This is a genomic window from Kribbella qitaiheensis (assembly GCF_042657745.1).
GTDB classification, from domain to species: Bacteria; Actinomycetota; Actinomycetes; order Propionibacteriales; family Kribbellaceae; genus Kribbella; species Kribbella qitaiheensis.
Map to the genome: position 1 here is coordinate 1 of NZ_JBHSKE010000023.1, position 15,738 is coordinate 15,738.

Here is a 15,738-nt window from a genome sequence, read left to right on the forward strand (position 1 = left end):
GAAGACCTCGACCCCTACCCGGCCACCGACGCGCCGATCAGCTCTACACCCTCAACTGTGAAGAGCCCCTCTTCTGACGCGGCCGGGATGACGAAAACCGAGCATAAAGGTAGCCGAGGGTGGAGTGGCGGCGGGTGTCGTACCAGCCTTCGGTGCTCAACGAATCAAGGCCAGTGAGATCAGCCGTGATTGAACTTTCGAAGATCTGGCTGGAGGCCGTCAACCGCACCAACACCACAGCCGCGCTAGCCGCGTGTCACCGCGGCCGCCGAACCGGAGCCCTCCCGGGCCGCTGCACTGCGCTGCCACGCCTGTCTTGTCGGCATGCTCATCGAACTCGTCACCCAGTTTTGAATCCCTACCCCGTCAATTGCTTCAACCAATTACTTGTTGGTGAATTCGATAGCCATGGAATTGGCCAAGTACCGTGATGTCGCATTGCCGGCATATAGAACAGCCTCTTGACCTTGCTCGCTCTCAGGTTCATGGTGCTGGTAGGGGTTTTCGAACGGTCCACTGCGACAGCAGTTGTAGACCGTCAACGACGCGTCCAGATTCTCATCTTGGCAGTTCGCCATCGTCGCCGGTGGAGCGGCCGTGATCGGGCGCTGCAGTCCGTGGTTCGGCGGAGCAGGTGAGGAATATGGCGGCTTCAGACAGCGAGCATGGCCAGCCAGGCGATTCGGATCAGGGACCGCGTGATCGCCGCACTCAGTTTCTGAGCGATCGCGGCCTGCCTGACGATGACGATTTCTACCACCCGGCTTCGCAGGACGATGACGAGATCGACGCTGTGACCGATGACTCGGTCCCTCAGCAAGACGATTCTGAGTCCGAATCGGATGACAAGGGCTCTCTGGGCTGACAGGAGCGGAGATGCGTGGAACGGGAGACGAGGGCGCGAGTGGCATCGTGCTCGACGTAGAGGATTTGCCGGGCCGCCCCTATGGTGGAAAGCCGATGCTGCGACTGCTGGAGCTTCTCGAGAGCCAGGCGTTGACCGGCGTGGCAGAAAAGCTGGTCCGCGATGCCGCCTCCGCAGAAGCAGAGAACGCCGCGGTCGACCGCGCCAGAGACCTGGGCTTCTTGAGTACCGCACCGGACGCGATCGACCGCGAGGCCACGGATGACTACGCGGTTGCACCGAGTACTGCCGCGCCGGAAAGCGTCGCGCGCACTTACGCGGCGGTCGCGACGGATCTGGCCGGTCCACCAACCGCCGCTGGGCCGCAGTGGCGGTCGATCGGTCCGTGGACTGTGACCAACGGACAAACTTACGGCAGCAGCAGGGTCAATGTCTCGGGGCGGATCTCCGCCCTCGCCGTCGATCCATCGTCTCCCGCACATGTTCTCGCGGGAGCAGCCAACGGCGGCGTGTGGGCGAGCAACGACCGCGGGGCATCCTGGCGGCCTTGCACCGACTACGAGGCCACCCTCACAGTGGGTGCGCTGGCGTTTGATCCGTCGACGCCGTCGATCGTGTACTGCGGAACGGGTGAGGGTGACTGGTGGTCCTTCCTCGGCAATGGCGTGCTGAGATCCACCAACGGCGGTTCCTCGTGGACGTCCGTTTGTACGACGCCGTTCATCGGCCAGGGGTTCTACTCGCTGATCGTCGATGCAGCGGCCGGTCAGCGACTCTTTGCAGGAACGACGGGCGGCCTCTATGTCTCCGCGGACAGTGGTACAACCTGGACTCGGCGACGTAACAGCCAGACGTGGACTGTTGCCGCGGGCGGAGGACAGTTGCTGGCAGCCTGCCGGGACGGGGTGTTCCAGTCGACCGACTCCGGGACCTCTTGGACCGCCGTGGCGCTCGATGGAGCGCCGGCCAGCTTCGATCGTCTGGCCGTAGCGATCGCGCCGTCGAATACTGCTGTCGCGTATGCGTGGGGAGCAGGCCCGCCGTACATCCCACAACCAGGAGGTGGCCAGATTCCGACCGCTTACATGTGGCGACGCGCCGGGGCGAATTGGACCGCCGTCGCACCCCCACCAGGAGTGGCGACAGGACAAGCTTGGTACGACTGGTACGTCGCCGTGGCTCCCGACAGAGACACCCAGGTCTACTGCGGGGCCATCGAAATACATCGGGGCGACCTCGCGGCGGGCGGCTGGACTTGGCGTTTGCTCACCAACAAGGGAACGACGGGCGATTCGATCCACCCGGACCAGCACTCCATCGACTTCGAGCCCGGCGATCCGGACACCGTCTATGCGGGCAATGACGGTGGCCTCTACCGATCACCGGACCGTGGAATAACCTGGCGAAGCTGCAACAACGGTCTGGTGGTCAGCGAGTTCGAGTACTTGGCGCAGGAGTGGGGGTCGGCGCGCTGGCTGATCGGTGGTACGCAGGACAATGGCACCAACCGCTGGACCGGCTCCTCCACCTGGGAGCACGTCGAAGATGCCGACGGTGGTGACGTTCTGGTCAATCGGCAGACACCCGACACCGTCGTTCTCAGCCGTCAATGGGGAGGCCTACGAAGGTCGCTGTCGCGTGGATCGTTCAACACCTGGACCTGGATCAATCCGGCCCGTCCTGCCGGGGAGGGGGCCGGACTCTTCTACCCACCGATCGAAAGCAGCGCCACAACCGGCAACACCATCGCAATCGGGATGCAGGCGCTGTATGTCTCGCGCGACAACGGCAGTGGCTGGACCAGACTCGGCTTCCCGGGCGGCGGTATCGCCTCGGCCATGTACATCCCGGACCCGGATACCGTTGTCGTGGGGTTGACCGACGGCAGCGTGCTCCGGACGACCTTCTCGACCGCGTGGTCACCACTCACTGCCGTCACCACGCCGCGGACGAATGCGGGTGTCAGCGACCTCTACGCCGAACCAGGCGCGACAGGACGGCTCATCGCCACAAGTCGTGCAGCAGGCGGCGGACGCTTATTCGTTTCGGACGATGGCGGCACCAGCTGGACGGATCGCACCGCCGGTCTTCCGCCGCTCCCCATCAACGCCGTCGCAGTCGACAACCGGAACCACAACCGGATCTGGGTGGCAGCTGATCTGGGCGTCTACGAAAGCAGAGACGCCGGCAATACGTGGGCGACATTCTCGAACTCATTGCCGAACGCATTCATCGGCGACCTGATCTACCACCCACACTCGCGTGTCCTTCGCGCCGGGACTCGCGACCGGGGCGTTTGGGAGATCCCGGTCGACGGATGGATGACTCAGCCCGTCTGCGGTACCCAATGGACTGGGGTTCTTCAGCCGAACGAGACGCGACGTTGGTTCACCTTCCGCTGGCCCGCAGCCTGGCACGTCGTGTGGACAGTCATGCCCACCTCGGTTGCCCTCGGCGCTCCGCAGATCACCTGGCAGACGCAGGTCGAGCGTGCGGACGCAGAGTTCGCAACGTACTGGATCACGGTCAGGAACCTGACCTCGAACCCCGTCTCCTTCGAGGGACGGTACGCAATCCTCAGCCGCTACTAGGAGCCGAGATGTGGACGAACGTTCAGTTCACCGGATCACTCAACCCCAACCAGACCCAGCGCTGGTTCACGTTCAACTGGCCGGCGACCTGGCATGTCGTTTGGTACATGATGCCGACGACCGTAAGGCTAGGCGCTCCCGAGCTTGAGTGGGACGTAGCGGTCGAACGAGGCGATGCGACCAGATGCACCTACTGGATCACAGTCAAGAACCTCACTCCGGTACCGGTCACCTTCGAGGGCAGGTACGCCGTACTCAACTAGGAGCAGGCACCATGCGCGTCACAATCCAGATCGACGACGAAGCCGAACCAGGCAGTAAGGACCAAGGAACAGTTGTCGCCGCAGCCACGGACGGGTCGACACCTCCCGGCGACCTTGCCGCCCGAGCCCGGGAGATCGGGGCTATCTCGGCGGGCCCCGCCCCTACGCTGCAAGAGTTGTCAATGACACCGGGGGCTCCAGCGATCACGCGTCCGGCAACGGATCGGCCGATCACTGAGTCGGCCGTCAGCGACGCTACGGGCAGCCTCTCCGCGGGCGCCGCAGCCGAACTGCCGGACCAGATCGAGCCGGAACGCGCTATGTCATGAATGAACTTCTTCCGATTCTTGGCGGTCTGCTCCTCGGCGTCGTGCTCCAGCGGGCACATTCCCTACGCACGAGACTCCTCTTCGGCGGTATCTCTGCCATCATCGTCGGCGCAGTCGCCACCATCGTCAGCGGGGAATACCTGATCAGCTGGGGATTCCTCCTCGTCGACATTCCGCTTGTTGCCGTTTCCGCTGCGGCGGCGTACTTCGGGACACGGACGCTGTCCGTGCGGATCAGAACTTGGCGCGGACGGCCCGGTCAGTGACGACCATCGGCAGCGCCGAATGTGGGGTGAGACTCCATGGCACGCAGAGATCAGCGCGCCGCTTCGGGCATCCTGTGGCCCGTGAGTCGACGAGCAGCGTTAGCTAGCAGCGTTCTTCTTTTTGTCGTGCTGGTCGGCGGCCTCGCCCTGCTCCGCATCAGAGCCGACTGGCCGGATGCTCGGTGGGAGGGAGCCTTTGCACTCGCCGCCGTGCTAGTCAGCCTTGTCCCGATAGGGCTGCTTGTCCTGGGCAGGGTGGCAGAGTCGCAGGGCAGCGTGTCCTTCCGCGGATTCTCGGTGAACTTTGGCACGGCCGCGCAAGCCGTCGCCCTCACCAGCTCGGTGATCTCGATACCGCGCAATGTCAGCGAAGGCACGAACATCGATGATTCTGGTCACAGCGAAGTCCAGTCGGTGCTGAGGGAAGCATCGCGCGCCGAGGTCGTGGTGGTGGATCTCGAGGATGGCCATGCCTGGTGGGACAGCCGCTTGCTCCTGCTCTGTGCCGGAGCCGAGCTGCAAGGCAGCCCCGCAGCAGTGGTGTTCGTTGCAACGATTGACGACCAGCGCCGTCGCTTCATTGGCTGGGCACACACAAGCGATGTAGTTGTGCAGGTTCTCAAGTCGGACAATGAGCTCGCATTCGCGTATGCGGTCGCCCGGACGACCATCCGGCGGACGGAACTTGTCTTTCCCGGTCGCGGCGCACCGGGGCAGCACCCCCCAATGCAGCCAGGGCTCAATGCGCCTCAGCCTTCCTATCCCGTGGCGCAGGACCATGTGTTGTTCCAGCGACGTGCCAACCTGATGCTGCCTCTGCCGCCAGCCGCGGCGTTCACGCGAGCCCTCGCCCGAGCTGTCCATGACCTCGAGGACGCCCGGCAGGTTGGGGACGTGACGGTTGTGCGATTGTCCGCGCTGCTCGCGCCGGTTCTCCATACCGAGCGGATTGAGGAGACCGCGTCGGACGACGCCTGGGTCAACGCGGTGGTGAACCTCGACCAGGACTACCTCGCCGTCACCACTAGCGGTCTCTACAGAGGCCTAGCGGCTCAGAGAGACCTGCTCAGAGCCCTGATCAAGGCAATCCTTTCGGTCGTAGCTCCGCCCGGGGAGACGCCAGACAGTGGCACGACAACTGCGATCACGCAGCCGTCCGAACCTGCGAACACCTTCAACGGATCGATGTCAGGAGACGGCCGTCGGGTAGCGCCCGACACCAGAGTGAGGGAGATCCGCTTCAGCGAATTTGACCGACCCTGGAATAGACGTAGCCTTCGCCCCCGGTCCGTGGTAGCCCGGGTAGGGACCGCGCTCGGCGTGGGCCGCTCACATCGTCGACTCAACGGGAGGGCGAGATGGCAACGGACGTGTTTGTGAGCCCAGCTGCGGTGTCCGAGGGCCTGGATGGTGGTGATGGGAGTCTGGCGAATCCGTTCCACTCGGTCGCGAATGGCATCAAGAAGGCGAGTGAGGACGGCGGTGGGATGGTCTTCCTGGACGGCGGGCACTTCGTCGAGTCTGTTGATCTGGCAGCTGTCTCGGGCCCGAACGCAGACCACCCGATCGTGGTGTGCCCGTCCGGGGAGGGCGGCGAAGTCTTCATCGACTCGTGTCTATCTGAGTTCCTCGATCCGGATGCCGGGCCTCAGTGGGTGCCGGTGGAGGTCCCTCCCGACGGCTTCACCGGGGAGTACGAGTCCGTTCGTCAGTACCCGCCGGCCGGAACAACTGCGGGGGTCGGTCGGGTGAATCGGGGCGCGTTCCTCGACGAGCCGGTGCACACGCGGTTGGTCGGCTATGCGGAGTTGGAGGATCTGCGTGCGGACAACCAGCACTGGCCTGACGACGTCGGCAACATCGTTTGGCGGGCCAAGCCGGGGGTGCCCGGCACTTTCATTCACGAGGACCGCAACAACAAGCCGCACCGCCGGCCATGGGTATACATGGGACCCGGAATCTGGTTCGACCAGAAGATGCTTGAGGATGACCCCGAGCACGGCAGACGGATCCACGTCAGGTTGGCGCCGACGACGAACAACATCCCGAACTGGCCGGACTACGATCCGGCCGTCTCCGACCCGAACCAACTCAGGCTGGCTCTGTCCCTCGAAGAGAAGTACGCGATCTTCCTGAGGAACTGCCACCACATCGAGTTCAAGAACCTGACGCTTCGGTTCGGAAACCCCGACACCGTCCGTCTGAACGGCTGCAACGACATCGGCTTCGACCATTGCCGGATCCGGTCCGGCAGCCGCGCGATCTTCCTTCTGGCCGAGACTGATCACCAGAACGAGAACATCAGGGTCGAGCACTGCGTGATCGACGGCGGCCTGCCGACCTGGTCCTTCCGCAGCGACCGCAAGGACACTTACCTGGTCGGGCCCAACGAGCAGGAGACTGCCACCGCGGCAGAGGTTCACGTGAACATGCTGGGCTACGCGACCAGTGGCGTGCAGCTGTCTGGCAACGAGCGCAGTGCCGGGGTCGTTGTGCATCACTGCGAGATCTTCAACGGGCACGACAGCTACGTGTTCGGCGACGGGATGGAGTTCCACCACAACTGGGTCCACAACATGAACGACGACGCGATCGCGCTGTCCGCGGAGGCGCAGACCAAGAACGCCAGGATCTTCTGCAACGTGGTGACACAGTGCCTGACAGCTCTCAGCTTCGCGGCGAATACGGCTGTCGGCCCGGTGTACATCTACGGCAACCTGATCGACCTCCGGGAACCAACGCTGGGGATCCGGCCGTCGGGGAAGGACTGCGGCGTCCCGGACTCGTTGCGACAGGGGCACTTCTTCAAGGATGGCGCCGACGAAGGCTCGATCCAGCTGTTCCACAACACGTGTCTGGTGCTTGATCCGGGCGCGAAGGGGGACGACCTCGATGATGTGAACGATGCCGGATTCTCCTACTACGTCACCATCGGAAGGGGCGAGCTGCCGCGGAACGCCTTGAACAACATCATGGTGGCGGCGTTCACGCCCGGGATGGTCAAACCGATCGCCTTCCTGGCACCGGAGTCCTTCGACGTTGAGACCGACGGGAACACGTTCTTCCGCATCCCGCAGGCCGATTCGGAGCCCAACTTCATGGTGCAGCGCCGAATCGTCGACGCCGAGAGCAGAAACTTCGTCGACCTCGATGCGTACCGGAATCATTACTGGCCAGACGGGGTCGACGAATACGAGCACGAGAGCGTGCTCGGGGATCCCGTGTTCAAGTCGTTCGACACCGTGACCGGTGCACCGCATCCGCATGATGACCTGCGGCTCCGACTCAGCCCCGAGAGCCCGGCCAAAGGCACGGCGGTGGGGATGCCGGGCGAGCTCAACGCCATGTACAGCGCCGCCCTCGGGGAGGCTCCCACGGACCGGGGCTGTTACCCGTCAACAGGGGCACGCCTCCAGGTCGGTGTCGATGGACGCCGGGTGTTTCCCCGGATACAGATGTTGCCTTTCCCGACTCGCACCCCACGGGCGTCCGAGGAGGAACACACACCTTAACCACACGCCTAGAGGTCAATGGCTGAGCTAGGAAACGGGCGACTCGAACCCCGAACCCGCTGATTAGCAGCCCAGAAAGACCAAAGTCTGCCGTAGATTGCCGAAATGCCCCGTGACCTGCGCGCTTGCGGAATGCACCTCGCAGCGTTTGCCGTCCTGCGTCAACGCAGCTCGTTGATAAGGGTGCGTTAAGAAGTGCGTAGTTTCGGTCACGGGAAGAACTCTGGCCGCCAGACGTTCGCGTTTCAAGCGGCCTGTGGATAGCTGCTAGGACATCAACTCGGAGCTACGCGGAGTTATCGCCCATTTTGCATGTCATCGGCCGCGCCCTGACTGCTATGCCGACGGCCGCCAGCCGCGGGCCCAAGACCACGACCGCGCAATGTCTTGGGTGCCCGTGGCGCTCCAGCAGGATTCAGCCTACGGACCGCTCGGCGTCGGCCGCGGGCGTCCTCGGTCGGTACTCGGATCAGACCAGCGGCGGCAAGGACCGGCTTCCGGATGACCTCGTCAAAGGTTCTGGCTTCACATCGCTGTGGGACCGGAACAGCAGGGGAACGGTTGTCGAGCGCCTGCTCAGGACCCGAACAACCATGTCGGCGACCACTCTGATGAGCGGTTTGACGACCGCCAGGATGACCTGCCAGATCCGGCGCCACGGTCCATACGGACCCCACAGGTCTCGCGGGAACAGGCGCTTCCAGATTGCCCAGACGTGGTCCTTCCACCAGCACCAATCGAAGATCCACCACCACCGCCACGACGGTGTCGCGTCTAGGCAGAACCGGACGAGGCCCGCGTCGACGTCGAGAATCATCTTCTCCATCTCGGTCCACGTGGGGAAGAACTGGCCCCAGACTTTGTTGAACTCGAGGACGTAGCCCCAGCACGCGCGGTTTGGCAGCGTCCGCGTAGTGGCGACTGAAGGCCCAGTCATCGCTGGCGCCGGATGTCGGATATGGGGTTGACCAGCCGGGCATGAAGAATGATTGGGCGACGTTGTACGACTCACCGCGGACGCCGGAGATCGCCGCCTTCATCGCGTTGCCTGCCGTCTGCAACGCGGTTTGATCGCTGGCCATGATGTATTCGGCGTACGGGTCGCCATCGACGCCGCGCTTGCCGTTCCAGATTGGGTTCGTGAAGTTTATGCGTCGTAGTCGTCTGGTTCGCGTCGTCACCCCACGGATGCAGGATGTTCCCGCCATAGGAATGGATGTCGATGAAACGGCGGATCCTCGGGTAGCTGTCGAACAGCCAACGGACGTTTTTCCTTTCGGCCTCCGAGAACGGTGCGGTGCCGTGGAACAGATCGCTCCCAGGGCTGGTCGACGCGAGCGTGCCGTTGTTGGCAGCCGGGTCGAAGTAGACCGGGTAGTCCCACAGGAAGTCGTAGTTCCGGTTGTTGTCGACGCCGATCTTGTTGGGGTCGTCGCCGCTGCTGGCCGTGTTGCGATTTTGCGCCACATCGCATTGACGGTCTGGCTGTGGTGCCGACCGTCTGGGTTGATGTCCGGGAAGACGATCAGTTCGACTCGTTCGAGGATCCGCCGAACCTCGGCGGCGCTGTACTGTGTCCCGCCGTAGACCAGGCCGGAGCCGGCAGACCAAGCCTCGAGGAGATCGGCCGCCAGGTTGATGAGGATGTCAGGGCCTCCCCACTCACGCGCGTGGGTTCCGCTGATGAGGAGGACGCCGGTCCGCTGGCATGAACCTGTCGTGATTCGGAGGGCGTGGCTCCGGCGGTTCTGAGCCGTAGCGAACGGCAAGGTGACTACTTGGGCTGCCGACGGATACGCGGCGCCCAGGGCGATGACCGCCGACTCGATCTCGGCGACGTTGAGGAAGCTCATCGGGCCCGCCCATCCTTCCTGGATTCCCGACCCTGGCCATCGTCGTGGCGGCCCGGCTTCCGACCGAGGCCGCGGGGAGGGACGCGCCCGCCGTCGAAGCGATCACCTTCGGAGACCTCTGCCATCCGCTGCCGGCCCGTCTCGGAGACGTTCTCGCCGACCTCGATGGTGTAGCCCGCGGCTTCCATCTCCCGGATCTGCTCGTGGGGCGCAAATGCGTAGAGCGCTCCTCGGGTTTCCGTGGTTTGCTCGACATGGGGCCTGTCGCCGACGTCCAGGTCGAACCTGCGGAGCAGTTCGGTGACAGTGTCGGGGGTAACCGAGATCTTGACCGCGAACTTGTCGTCCTGCACGCTTCCATCGCTGTCCGGTCGATCGGCGTTCGGTGGACCTGGCGTGTCAGTCATCGAGACCTCCTTGCTGACGCATTTCGCCGTGCCGCGAGTTGTGCTCGACCCAAAGCCACTTGCTCACCGTAAGGCTGGACCACATGCCGATCCACGCCTCGTGAGGGTTGAACCTGGTTGAGATGTCCTCCTGCGTCGTCTAGCGAAACGTCGCGACCTCGAACGACCGCCCCGGCCGCGCGCGACTCGCCGTTGCAGCGCTCGCATCACGGACCCCTGTTGAAGGCTCGCTGCATCGTTCGAGTCGACCTCACCGGCCGGCACGCGCGACTCGCACGCATCAGCGCACTGCTGCGGCACGCGCATCGCCGGCGCCTCGCGCAGCGCCTTGGCGGACAGGGTCCACGCGGCGTCGAGGTCGGCGCGGACGTGTTCGACCGGGTGCCGTCCGGTGGAGATGCCGGTGGCCCCGAGGTTGGCGACGGTGAGGTCGTCCTCGCCAATGCCGGGCAGCGTGGTGTGGGCCGGCGGCGATGATGCCGGCGAACGCTATCAGCGACCTGCAGACTGTAGCCGTTGTGTCGCCGGAGCCGGGGGCGGTCTCGGCGGAGAGCCCATCAGGTGGTCTTGGCCTCTCAGAACACCAACGATGGCGGAGACTTCAATCTTCGCGACCGTCCCTGTGGGCACCGTTTGTCCAGCGACCCGGGTCGTCCTGCTCCGGCAGCAGGTAGTCGCGGGGCGGTGCCGCTGTGCCGCGCGGTCGAAGTCAGACCTGGTCGCCTCTGAACCGATTCGCGCGACTCGTCGTACAGGTCGATCTCGACTTTGTTCATTTACCGCAGGTCGACGACCAGGCCGCCTCATGATCCCGCTGCCGCAGGCGCTGTGCCCGCCGCCCCGGAGGGCGACCTACAGCCCGCTGTCGACGCCGTGCCGCATCGCGGCCGCCAAGTCATCCGCCGGACGCTCGTCGATCATGCCGTTGACGACGACGAGGGCGGAGTGGCCTGCGCGACCGCCGTCTATCGTCTGTCAATCGGCCCCGCCTGTACTGACGCCATGACATCAGCGGAGACTTTCCCGGCGTCGAAACCGACCCGGCTTGACGATGAGCTCCACCGGCTCAATGCGTCCACGACGGGCCGGCTAGTCCGCCCATCCAGTGCCGAGTGGGACGAGGCCCGGCAGGCGTGGAACCTGAGCGCGAACCTGCGGCCCACTGCAGTCGCCGAGGTAGCCTCGGTCGACGACGTGGTCACGGTCGTCAACCTGGCCCGTCGGATTGGCCTGAGGGTTGCCCCAATGTCCACCGGCCACAACGCCGGCGCGCTCCCGAACCTCGAGGGGGTCGTCCTGCTCAAGCTGGGGGCCTTGCGTGACGTCATCGTTGACGCGGAGGAGCGCACCGCCCGCGCCGGTGGTGGCGCCCGGTGGTCGGACGTGATCGAGGTAGCCGCGCAGCACGGCATGGCCGCGTTGGGGGGTACATCGCGCGACGTCGGCGTAGCTGGCTATCTGCTCGGTGGCGGTATGAGCTGGTTGGTCAGATCACACGGTCCGGCTGCGGACTATGTGACCGCGATCGAGCTGGTCACGGCCGATGGCCGGTTCCGCCGGATAGACGCGAACACCGAGCCCGAGCTTTTCTGGGCGGTGTGTGGAGGCGGCGGCAGCTTCGGCGTCGTGACTGCGCTTGAGTTCGACCTGCTGCCGATCAGCACCGTGCAGGGCGGCAGGCTCCTCTGGCCGATCGAGTCCGCATCGCAGGTCCTGCACGAGTGGCAGAGGTGGATCGCAACGGTTCCGCGGGAGATCACCTCGGTGGGCCGGCTGCTGAGCTTCCCACCGCTGTCGGCTATTCCGGAGGCGATCCGTGGCAAGGCGTTCGCCGTGATCGAGCTCGTCAGCCAACTGAGTGCCGAACGCACCAACGAACTGCTGGCGCCGTTGCGCGCGCTGTCGCCGTCGACGGACACTGTGACCGAGCTGCCGGTCTCACAGCTGTGGCAGCTTCACGGCGACCCGGACGGTCCAGCGTCGGGCACCGGCGAGGGCATCCTCCTCGACGCCCTGCCGGCTGAGGCCGTAGACGCGATGATCGAGGCCTTCCAGCCGCCATTGGTCTCCTTCGAGCTGCGTCATCTCGATGGTGCGTTCGCGTCCGCGCACGGCGGCGTCGTGGAGTACCCCGATGCGGACATCGCTGCGTTCGCGGCCGTCATCGTACCTAGCCCGGACGAGCTGGAGATCGCCCGTCTACAGGTGGAGAGGGCGGTCGCCGCGTTGACCGAATGGGCTATAGGGAGGGACTACCTCAACTTCGCCGAGTCGCGGAAGCCACTCGACCGGTTGTTCACCAAGGAGATCGTCGACCGGCTGCGTGCCGTTCGGGCGACGTACGATCCCGACAGCCTGATCCTGGCCAACCACAACGTCGATCCGGCATAGCTCTACCAACGTTCCTGACTACGTGACATCGGCGGTATGTACGGCGGGCCGAGTCGATGACGCCTATCAGCTATGCATTCGCAACCGGCAGCCTGGTCGTTCTCCCGCCCGCGTTGGGACCAGCCTCGGCGGGCGAATCCATTTGGTGGGGTTCACTCGGGGGAACCCCCAATGCGCGGTGGCGGAGACGGGACGTCTCCGCCACCACCCTTGCAGGCGACGTCAGTGAAGTCCGGCTCAGTGTAAACCGGGCAGCGATGGCAGCGCGGTTGTCGAGGAGGCTGTTCGCCTAAATGGGTTGGGCGGTGATGCGACCTTGATGGCGCCATGTCGAGAATCCGCTGTCTTCGCGGACGGCGAGCTGCGTGCCTTGGTGTTCCCGGGTCAAATTGGTTGTCGCAGGCAACATGGTTGTTGCGGTGCGTCGGTATGCGAGCCGCGAAGGAATCAGAGCTGCGACCGAGATACGCCTATCGGGACCTGCCCGGCCGGAATCGTTCACGCGTGCCTCCTGAGACCCACCTTTAAACTAGTGCCTCGTCAAGAAACGTTGGGGTTGTAACCGTGTCGGGTTGACCGGTCTGGTGGTGAGTCTGAAGGCTTGCTGTCGGAGGTGGTGATGGCTCGGCAGGCTGAGGTGTTCGTGCGCTCGTTGGAACCGGACGAGGCGCAGCGGTTGGTGAAGGTCACGCGGACCACGAGGGATCGGGTTCGGCTTCGCCGGGCCGGGATTGTTTTGGCCTCGGTTCAGGGCCGCAGCGCGTCGGAGGCGGCGGCGATGTTCGCGATGAAGCCGCAGTATGCGCGGGAGGTGATTCACGCGTTCAACGAGTCGGGGTTCGCGGCGTTGGACCCAAAATGGAGCGGGGGTCGACCTCCTCGGTTCGGCCCCCCGGTCCGTGAGACGGTGTGCCGGGTCGCCAAGACCCCGCCGCAGCAGCTTGGCCGGCCGGTCACGACCTGGAGCCTGTCGAAGCTGGTCGAGTACCTGGCCGAGCACAGCAAGATCCGGATCAGCACCGAGTCGGTCCGCCAGATCCTGCGCACGGCGGGTATCAGGTGGCAGGCGACCAAGACCTGGAAAGGCAGCCGGGACCCCGACTTCGCCCAGAAGATGGCCCGCGTTCTGGATCTGTACGACCATCTGCCCTCAGACGCCCGGGTGGTCTGTGTCGACGAGTTCGGCCCGCTGAACCTGCAGCCCCGGCCGGGCAGAGGCTGGCTCCCCGCCCGGCGTCCTGCCCGGCTGCGAGCCACGTTCAACCGCACCGGCGGAGTACGGCACATGTTCGCCGCGCTGGACCTGGGCACCGGGCAGATGTTCTACCGGTTCCGCGACCGCAAACGCTGGACCGAGTTCCTCGGGTTCCTCAAGCAACTCCGGACCCGATTCCCCAGAGGGAACCTGCACGTGATCTGCGACAACTTCTCACCCCACAAGAAGGCCGAAGTCGTTGCGTGGTGCCAGGCCAACCAGGTCGATCTGGTGTTCACCCCGAGCAACGCGTCATGGCTGAACTGGATCGAGTGCGAGTTCACCGCACTTCGGTACTTCACCCTCGACGGCAGCGACTACCCCAGCCACACCGCCCAAGAAGCAGCCATCGCCGGCTACGTCCGCTGGCACAACAAACACGCCCAACCCAAACGACAGTTCGCAGTCGACTCCAAGATCCGCCGACCCGATTACCTACCCAACTGTGAGTCTTTTGGTGGCTGGTCTGGAACTGGCTGGCAAGGTAGGCGCCGGGCCGCCTCGACCTTGGACGTGACTCGCTACCCAACTGGCCGCCCATACGGGTGCTCTTTGCAACGACTTGTCCGTCCGAAGGTTGGGGTGGCCGGCGCCGACCTGGCCCACTCCGATGGCTTGATCAGAAGACTGCCCGTCCCGCCTGCATAGCGGGTTCGTGGCTCGTCACAGTGCTGCCCCGAAGTGACTTCCATCCAGGCCGGCGCCGGCCCGCAGCGGCCGGACCGTCACTCCCGCCTGGAAGGAAGCCCGAACCGCCGTGACCATCGTCGCGCATGCTCACCCGCTCGTCATCGGCGTAGACACCCACGCTCGCAACCACACCCTCGCGATCCTCGTCGCAGCCACCGGAGCGCTGGTCGCCAGCGAACAGTTCCCCGCCACGGCCACCGGCTTGAACCGGGCGGTTGCCTGGGTCGCGCGCCGCACCGGCGGTGACCTCGCAGCCTTGTGGGTCATCGAGGGCGTCGCCAGCTACGGTGCCCGTCTGGCACGTGTCGCGACGCACGCCGGCTACAAGGTCGTCGAGGCCGCTCAGATGGACGCCCGGACTCATCGTGGCAGCGGGAAGTCCGACCCGCTCGACGCCCGCCGAATCGCGGCCGCGGTGTTGTCCCTCGACACCACCCAACTGCGCCGCCCCCGCGCCGACGACGGCATACGTGCCGCCCTGCGGGTCCTGGTCACCGCCCGCGAGCACATGACCGATGAGCGCACCGCGTGCGTCAACGCGCTCACAGCACTGCTGCGAGTGGTCGACCTCGGCATCGACGCCCGCAAACCGCTGACCGGCAAGCAGATCGGCCAGGCCGCTGCCTGGCGCACGCGCACCGACGAGCTCGCTCGTGACATCGCCACAGCGACCGCTCGCGCCGAGGCCGTCCGCCTCGCCAAGCGCATCCACGCACTCGACGACGAACTCGCCGCGAACAAGACCCAGATGAAGGCGCTGATCGAGTCCAGCAAGGCCGCGCCCCTGCTCGACAAGACCGGCATCGGCCCGGTCACCGCCGCCGTCGCATACGCGGCCTGGTCGCACCCCGGCCGGATCCGCAACGAGGCCGCGTTCGCTTGCCTCGCCGGCGTCAACCCCATCCCAGCATCCTCGGGAAACACCACCCGTCACCGGCTCAACCGCGGCGGCGACAGACGGCTCAACCGCGCCCTGCACATCGCCACCGTGACCCGCATGACCCACGATCCCGAAACCCGTGCCTACGTTGAGAAACGACGCGCGCAAGGACGCACCAAGAAGGAGATCCGCCGCTGCCTCAAGCGCTACCTCGCCCGCCAGATCTACCGGACCCTCAACACACTCCACACCGAGGAACCGGCAGCTTGACAAACATAGAAGAGTCGTTGCTTCACGAGGCACTAGCTGACGAGGAAGGACCGAACGATGATCGTTGTCGATCATGAGAAGACAGAGTGGGAGGAATGGGGCTCTTCACGATCCAGGGTGTAGTCGGGGCCTGAAGCCACCGGTCTCGAGGAGTGATCTGGCGATG

General features: G+C 64.9%; 12 protein-coding genes and 1 pseudogene. 10 read left to right on the top strand and 3 right to left on the bottom strand.

Annotation, left to right across the window (positions count from 1 at the left end; all coding sequences use genetic code 11):
- The first annotated feature begins 643 nt into the window (after window positions 1–643).
- From ACFPJ1_RS19515 to ACFPJ1_RS19540, 6 genes are all read left to right on the top strand, one after another.
- Entirely contained in the window at window positions 644–865 is a 222-nt protein-coding gene (locus tag ACFPJ1_RS19515; RefSeq protein WP_380105718.1) for a hypothetical protein, read from the top strand.
- A gap of 11 nt (window positions 866–876) precedes the next feature.
- Window positions 877–3,456: a WD40/YVTN/BNR-like repeat-containing protein gene (locus tag ACFPJ1_RS19520; RefSeq protein WP_380105720.1), complete on the top strand. Its 2,580-nt coding sequence runs from the start codon at window positions 877–879 to the stop codon at window positions 3,454–3,456.
- Between the two features lie 8 nt (window positions 3,457–3,464).
- Window positions 3,465–3,719, top strand: coding sequence for a hypothetical protein (locus ACFPJ1_RS19525; protein WP_380105722.1), 255 nt, complete (start codon window positions 3,465–3,467; stop codon window positions 3,717–3,719).
- A gap of 325 nt (window positions 3,720–4,044) precedes the next feature.
- On the top strand, window positions 4,045–4,314 hold the full coding sequence (locus ACFPJ1_RS19530; RefSeq protein WP_380105724.1) for a hypothetical protein: 270 nt from the start codon (window positions 4,045–4,047) through the stop codon (window positions 4,312–4,314).
- Window positions 4,315–4,395: 81 nt separating this feature from the next.
- Complete coding sequence (locus tag ACFPJ1_RS19535; RefSeq protein ID WP_380105726.1) at window positions 4,396–5,694, top strand: hypothetical protein; 1,299 nt, start codon at window positions 4,396–4,398, stop codon at window positions 5,692–5,694.
- Window positions 5,673–7,826, top strand: coding sequence for a right-handed parallel beta-helix repeat-containing protein (locus ACFPJ1_RS19540; RefSeq protein WP_380105729.1), 2,154 nt, complete (start codon window positions 5,673–5,675; stop codon window positions 7,824–7,826). The genes ACFPJ1_RS19535 and ACFPJ1_RS19540 overlap by 22 nt, the downstream gene beginning before the upstream one ends.
- A gap of 469 nt (window positions 7,827–8,295) precedes the next feature.
- Here the strand turns inward: ACFPJ1_RS19540 and ACFPJ1_RS19545 are convergent, their stop codons facing one another.
- From ACFPJ1_RS19545 to ACFPJ1_RS19555, 3 genes and pseudogenes are all read right to left on the bottom strand, one after another.
- Window positions 8,296–8,763, bottom strand: coding sequence for a hypothetical protein (locus tag ACFPJ1_RS19545; protein WP_380105731.1), 468 nt, complete (start codon window positions 8,761–8,763; stop codon window positions 8,296–8,298).
- Between the two features lie 71 nt (window positions 8,764–8,834).
- Window positions 8,835–9,679, bottom strand: a pseudogene (locus ACFPJ1_RS19550) (M14 family zinc carboxypeptidase).
- Complete coding sequence (locus ACFPJ1_RS19555) at window positions 9,676–10,086, bottom strand: hypothetical protein (RefSeq protein WP_380105732.1); 411 nt, start codon at window positions 10,084–10,086, stop codon at window positions 9,676–9,678. Before ACFPJ1_RS19555 ends, ACFPJ1_RS19550 begins: the two are co-directional and overlap by 4 nt.
- A 219-nt stretch (window positions 10,087–10,305) precedes the next feature.
- Here ACFPJ1_RS19555 and ACFPJ1_RS19560 point away from each other — a divergent pair, with 219 nt between their 5' ends.
- From ACFPJ1_RS19560 to ACFPJ1_RS19575, 4 genes are all read left to right on the top strand, one after another.
- Window positions 10,306–10,563, top strand: a complete 258-nt coding sequence (locus ACFPJ1_RS19560; RefSeq protein WP_380105734.1) for a hypothetical protein — start codon at window positions 10,306–10,308, stop codon at window positions 10,561–10,563.
- A 525-nt stretch (window positions 10,564–11,088) separates the two neighbouring features.
- On the top strand, window positions 11,089–12,477 hold the full coding sequence (locus ACFPJ1_RS19565) for an FAD-binding oxidoreductase (RefSeq protein WP_380105736.1): 1,389 nt from the start codon (window positions 11,089–11,091) through the stop codon (window positions 12,475–12,477).
- A 619-nt stretch (window positions 12,478–13,096) separates the two neighbouring features.
- Window positions 13,097–14,380, top strand: coding sequence for an IS630 family transposase (locus ACFPJ1_RS19570; RefSeq protein ID WP_380105738.1), 1,284 nt, complete (start codon window positions 13,097–13,099; stop codon window positions 14,378–14,380).
- Window positions 14,381–14,489: 109 nt separating this feature from the next.
- Window positions 14,490–15,572: an IS110 family RNA-guided transposase gene (locus ACFPJ1_RS19575; protein ID WP_380105740.1), complete on the top strand. Its 1,083-nt coding sequence runs from the start codon at window positions 14,490–14,492 to the stop codon at window positions 15,570–15,572.
- Window positions 15,573–15,738: the final 166 nt, after the last annotated feature.

Coding starts and splice junctions, on each gene's coding strand:
- ACFPJ1_RS19520 (WP_380105720.1), top strand. CDS start 877: ATGCGTGGAACGGGAGACGAGGGCGCGAGTGGCATCGTGCTCGACGTA.
- ACFPJ1_RS19555 (WP_380105732.1), bottom strand. CDS start 10,086: ATGACTGACACGCCAGGTCCACCGAACGCCGATCGACCGGACAGCGAT.
- ACFPJ1_RS19530 (WP_380105724.1), top strand. CDS start 4,045: ATGAATGAACTTCTTCCGATTCTTGGCGGTCTGCTCCTCGGCGTCGTG.
- ACFPJ1_RS19540 (WP_380105729.1), top strand. CDS start 5,673: ATGGCAACGGACGTGTTTGTGAGCCCAGCTGCGGTGTCCGAGGGCCTG.
- ACFPJ1_RS19570 (WP_380105738.1), top strand. CDS start 13,097: ATGGCTCGGCAGGCTGAGGTGTTCGTGCGCTCGTTGGAACCGGACGAG.
- ACFPJ1_RS19515 (WP_380105718.1), top strand. CDS start 644: ATGGCGGCTTCAGACAGCGAGCATGGCCAGCCAGGCGATTCGGATCAG.
- ACFPJ1_RS19545 (WP_380105731.1), bottom strand. CDS start 8,763: ATGACTGGGCCTTCAGTCGCCACTACGCGGACGCTGCCAAACCGCGCG.
- ACFPJ1_RS19565 (WP_380105736.1), top strand. CDS start 11,089: ATGACATCAGCGGAGACTTTCCCGGCGTCGAAACCGACCCGGCTTGAC.
- ACFPJ1_RS19525 (WP_380105722.1), top strand. CDS start 3,465: ATGTGGACGAACGTTCAGTTCACCGGATCACTCAACCCCAACCAGACC.